Origin of the sequence: Candidatus Sulfotelmatobacter sp. (assembly GCA_035498555.1) — a bacterium.
In the GTDB taxonomy this organism is placed as follows: domain Bacteria; phylum Eisenbacteria; class RBG-16-71-46; order RBG-16-71-46; family RBG-16-71-46; genus DATKAB01.
The window spans coordinates 1-4,823 of sequence record DATKAB010000114.1 but is presented as its reverse complement, the minus strand read 5'-3'; the positions used below and the strand labels follow the sequence as shown (position 1 = coordinate 4,823).

The window sequence follows — 4,823 nt, the reverse complement described above, 5'->3', positions numbered from 1 at the left end:
GCAGCGCCTGCCGCCGTCGCCGACGAACGCGCAGCGATTGCCATCGCGTTTCGCGACCGCACGCCGAACGCGGGCTGGGATGTAGCGGGGGTTCGCTGAGGGGCGCGGAGCGCGCTTCGAAGGCCGCGATGTCGCGGCGAGCTTGCGCTTCTCCAGTTGCGCAACCAGCAGCTCGAGCCCGCGGCGGAGCACGGTGTCGAGGTCGCCGGCCGGGACTTGAGGGTCGAGCAGTTCCTGCGCTCGCCGCAGCAGATCGTGCGTGGGCCTGGTCATCGTGAGCTGCAGTGAATAGCGCTCGGTCCCAAGCGGCGCGACGCGGGGCGGTGGCATCGGCGGGGAGGTCGGTGGAGGGGTAGGTGAATCGGGCGTCGTACCCAGAACCTTCGGATCCGAACTCTCGAGATTCTCGAGAGGCTTCATCCGCTCTGGAGCGGGTGAAATGGACTCATCCATCGGCATGGGAACGGGTTGAGTGCCATTTGCAGAGTTCACAGGTTCCGCGCCGGCCTGCGCCACCACCACCACCCGGCTCGGCACGTCGGGACGAGGGAATCGGTCGGCGAGCAACTGCTCGATTTCCTTCCGCGTCTTGTGGATCGAGGCGCGAAGGAGAGAATTAGCCGTCACCGGAGTGAGGTAGGGCCTGAGCAGTCTCACGCCGGTGAGGTGGACCCGCCCGTCGGCAAGCAAGTCGAGGATGATCGGAAATCGCCTCGCGGCGCGTGCCGCCTGGATGCGCCGGTCGGCCTCATCTTCAGAGAAGCCGAGTTTCTCGATGCAGTAGACGTGCATCGAGGGAAACCCCGCCGCCGCGTAGAGGCGGCGTTTCTGAATCTCCGCGATCAGCGCCACGACCTCCGCGGTGCCGCGGCGGCCCACGGCGACTTGTTCAGAAAGGCGCTGGAGCAGCGCTCCATTTGAGACGTGCGTCAACGAGTGGCTCTTCACGTGAATCTCGCTCGGGGGCGAGTTTCACGGGGGCTGGCGACTCAGCGGAATTGTGATGCACGCACGTGCAATGCGATTCGACTCGTCCGCTCATCGCCCGTTGCCGGGTACAGTTTGATACTGCGACTCACCGCAGGGGCGCTCCCCGCCTGGACAAAGGCACAAGCGTCGTCCTGCCGTAGCTCTGGCGCGATGCACCGCACGCTTGGTTGCTGCGAACCCGCCTGACCGACCTGCGCGCCCGCGCCCGATGCGCTATGTTGCGAATCCGGCCGCCGCGGAGGACTGCCCCTGCCATCCCATGGCGATTTCACCGCAGATCGGCGCTTGATCGCGCTGACAGCGCTAGCGATACCCATTGGCGCCATGTGCGCGGTGGTGGCGACGGCGCTGCTCAAGCTGATCGCGCTATTCACCAACCTGTTCTATTTCCAGAGATGGTCGTTCCAGGCAGTGAGCCCGGCCTCACACCATCTCGGCCCCTGGGCGATCCTTCCGCCGATCGTCGGCGGGCTGATCATCGGGCTGATGGCCCGCCTCGGCTCCGATCGAATCCGCGGCCACGGGATCCCCGAAGCGCTCGAAGCGATCCTGATCGGCCGCGCCCGCATGGAGCCGAAGGTCGCGGTGCTGAAGCCGGTCTCATCGGCAATCTCGATCGGCTCGGGCGGACCATTCGGCGCCGAGGGCCCGATCATCATGACCGGCGGGGCGCTCGGCTCGATCATCGCCCAGGTGTTCCGCCTGAGTGCCGCCGAGCGAAAGGTACTGCTCGTGGCCGGCGCGGCGGGCGGCATGTCGGCGACCTTCGCAACCCCGATCGCCGCCGTGCTGCTGGCGGTCGAGCTGTTGCTCTTCGAGTGGAAGCCGCGCAGCTTCATTCCGGTCGCTCTGGCGAGCGGCGTCGCCGCGGCGCTCCGGCCGTTTCTGCTCGGCACCGGGCCGCTGTTCCCACTGTCGGCGCCCGCGACCTTCGGCCTCACGGCCCTCGCGGCCTGCGCCGTGGTCGGAGTGTGCACCGGTCTGGTCTCCGCGTGGCTCACCTGGGCGGTGTACGCCGCGGAAGATCTGTTCCAGCGCCTCCCGTTTCACTGGATGTGGTGGCCGGCGCTGGGAGGGCTCGCGATCGGCATCGGCGGTCTGATCGAGCCGCGCGCGCTCGGGGTCGGCTACGACGTCATCGCCGACGTTCTCGGCGGGAGGTTGCCGGCGGGCGCGCTTTCGCGGCTGCTGCTGGTCAAGGGGACGATCTGGAGCCTCGCGCTCGGCTCGGGCACGTCGGGCGGCGTGCTGGCGCCGCTCCTGATGATGGGAGCATCGGTCGGATCGCTGCTGAGCCCGCTCCTGCCGGCCGGCGGGCATGCGTTGTGGCCGCTGATCGGGCTCGCGGCGGTCCTCGCCGGCACCATGCGCTGCCCACTCACCGGCATCGTGTTCGCACTCGAGCTGAGCCAGCGCGTCGATGCGCTGCTGCCGATCCTGATCGCCTGCGCGGCGGCCTACGGCCTCACGGTGCTCATCATGCCGCGCTCGATTCTCACCGAGAAGGTCGCGCGTCGCGGACATCACCTGACGCGCGAATACAGCATCGACCCGCTCGAGGCCCTGCTCGTCAGGCAAATCGCGACCTCGCCCGCGGTGTCGGTTCCCGCGAGTCTTCCCATCACCGAGCTGGCGGCTCGCTACTTCGACGTGCGGCATGGCCGCCCGCACCAGGGCTATCCGGTGGTGGACGCGAACGGACGGCTGGTCGGCGTGGTGACGCGCAGCGAGCTGCTCGACCTGCCGCCGCCCGAGGAGCTCGATCGGATTCCGGTCGCGTCACTGCTCGGTCGTGCGCCGGTCGTCGCCTATCCCGACGAGACCTGCCGCGCGGCGGCCGACCGTATGGTGACCGAGGGCGTCGGCCGCCTGCCGGTGGTGAGCCGCGAGGCGCCGCACCAACTGGTCGGCATTCTGACGCGCAGCGACCTGCTCAAGGCGCGCGAACTCCATCTCGAGACCGAGCACCGCCGCGAGAGCATCATCAAGCTGCCGGGCGGCGATCTCTGGCAGCCGTTCAGCCGCGGGTAGCGCCCGAGCGGGGCGAGCGGGCGTTGCTTCGCTACGCTTTCCCGCCGCTGAACATGGCCGCGAACGGGCGGCCGTCGAACGCCGATTGCACCCGCCGGATCTTGCCGTTCACGATCTGCATCCACTCGGCGACGAAGGTGGTGGCGGGCGCCGGCGGGCCGGTTTCCAGTTCGAAGAACACCGCGGCCTGATCGCCCTCGCCGATCACGGCCTTGACCTCGAGCCGCTTCGTGATCCCGAGCAGGCCCTGAAACGTGTTCAGGTACTGGGTTGGGCCATGATAGGTCTCGAACAGGCCGACGAACTCGAGATCGTCGGCGAGCAGACTGCGCATGGTGTTGAAGTCGCGCTTCGCGACCGCATCGTAATAACGCTTTGCCACGTCGCCGGAAGTGGACATGGCCCCTCCTGTTTGAGAGCCCGAGTGGCTCCCGGCGGCCGGAGCGACCGCCGGGACTCACGAGCATCCTAGCTCTGCTTGCCGGCCCAGGTCGGGAATCCCTTGCCGGTCTCGAGCAGCGTCTTGAGGCCCGACAGCACCCGCGGCCAGCCCGCGGTGATGCCCTTTTCCATGTCGGAGCCCGGCTCGAGCTGATCGTGCGTCACCGTGAGCTGCACCATGTTCTCGATCGGCTTCAACTCGAAGGTGACGCGCGAGTGAGCGTCGGCGTTCTTCTCGTCCTCGAGATACGCCCAGGTGATCACCAGGCGCCGCGGCGGGTCGCTCTCGACCACCTTGCCGACCAGCTGCACCTCGCCGTCGAGCTTCCGGTGCTCCCACTTCGAGCCCGGCTTCCAGTCCGACACGTTGTCGCGATTCCAGTACTCGCGCGTGAACTCCGGTTTGAGAAGCGCATCCCAGATCTTCTGCGCCGGGGCCAGGATGTAGGTGACGTAAACGAACGCGGTCTTCGTCATGAGCGGAGTCCTCTCCATGCTAGTCATGAGCCTCTCCTTCGAGTCGAAGCTTCAGGTCGCCGAGCGCCTTGAGACTGCGGCGCTCGAACTTCTTCACCCAACGGTCGTAGATCTCGTGAATCGGCACCGGATTCAAGAAGTGGAGCTTCTCGCGCCCGCGCCACCGCGTGCTGACGAGATTCGCGTCTTCCAGCAGGTTCAGGTGCTGCGTCACCCCCTGCCGGGACATCTTCATGTCCTGGCACAGCTCACCCAGGGTGAGACCGTTGCTCGCGAACAGGCGATCGAGCAGCTTGCGCCGGCCGGAATCCGAAAGTGCCTTGAAGACCTTGTCCATAGTGAGTGCCTGCGCTCTATTATGCAAGTAAATGATTGCATGTCAAGGCGAGCGTTCGCCCGCGGTCCCTCGAGCGTAAGAAGAGGTGGGCGGGGGCGGCATGGGCACCTGCCCGAACAAGTTCGCCCGGGTGCAGCGGGCGAAGCGGATGGCGAGCGGCGACCGAATCGCGGGGAAGGGGGGCGATCGGTCGCCGTCGCGTTGGCAGCGGGAGCTACCTCCCGCTCGCGCTGAACGCTGCCCAGTAGAAGGGATGCGTCGAGCGCTTGCGGGCACGGCGCGCGTCGAGCATGGCGCGGTCGGCGGCGCGAATCGCGGCGGTTGCGTCGGCGTGCTGGCGGAGCCGCGCGTCGTAGAGCGCGTGCATCCATTCGCCGGTGTCTTCGTCGCCGAGCGCCCAGGCGCTGGCGATCACGGTGCGCGCGCCGGCCAGCGCGAACGCACGGCGCATGCCGAGCCGGCCCTCGTGCGACCAGGCATCGCCTGCGCCGGAATGACACGCCGACAGCACCACCCAGTCGGTGCCGGCGAGATCGAGCGTCGCGAC

At 67.8% G+C, this 4,823-nt stretch carries 6 protein-coding genes; 1 reads left to right on the top strand and 5 read right to left on the bottom strand.

Features of this window, described 5'->3' with window-relative positions:
* Window positions 1-948 (bottom strand): DUF222 domain-containing protein (locus tag VMJ70_10110; protein HTO91476.1); only part of this gene is annotated, 948 nt, incomplete at its 3' end.
* 366 nt (window positions 949-1,314) lie between these two features.
* On the opposite strand from VMJ70_10110, the gene VMJ70_10105 reads away from it, so the two are divergent.
* On the top strand, window positions 1,315-3,021 hold the full coding sequence (locus VMJ70_10105) for a chloride channel protein (GenBank protein HTO91475.1): 1,707 nt from the start codon (window positions 1,315-1,317) through the stop codon (window positions 3,019-3,021).
* Window positions 3,022-3,052: 31 nt separating this feature from the next.
* Here the strand turns inward: VMJ70_10105 and VMJ70_10100 are convergent, their stop codons facing one another.
* The 4 genes from VMJ70_10100 to VMJ70_10085 all read right to left on the bottom strand — a co-directional run.
* On the bottom strand, window positions 3,053-3,421 hold the full coding sequence (locus VMJ70_10100; protein ID HTO91474.1) for a nuclear transport factor 2 family protein: 369 nt from the start codon (window positions 3,419-3,421) through the stop codon (window positions 3,053-3,055).
* 68 nt (window positions 3,422-3,489) lie between these two features.
* Window positions 3,490-3,966: an SRPBCC family protein gene (locus tag VMJ70_10095; protein HTO91473.1), complete on the bottom strand. Its 477-nt coding sequence runs from the start codon at window positions 3,964-3,966 to the stop codon at window positions 3,490-3,492.
* The gene (locus tag VMJ70_10090; protein ID HTO91472.1) at window positions 3,959-4,276 is read right to left on the bottom strand and encodes a metalloregulator ArsR/SmtB family transcription factor; all 318 of its coding nucleotides are present in this window, start codon (window positions 4,274-4,276) and stop codon (window positions 3,959-3,961) included. Before VMJ70_10090 ends, VMJ70_10095 begins: the two co-directional genes overlap by 8 nt.
* A gap of 214 nt (window positions 4,277-4,490) precedes the next feature.
* On the bottom strand, window positions 4,491-4,823 hold a 333-nt coding region (locus VMJ70_10085), incomplete at its 5' end, for a CHAT domain-containing protein (GenBank protein HTO91471.1).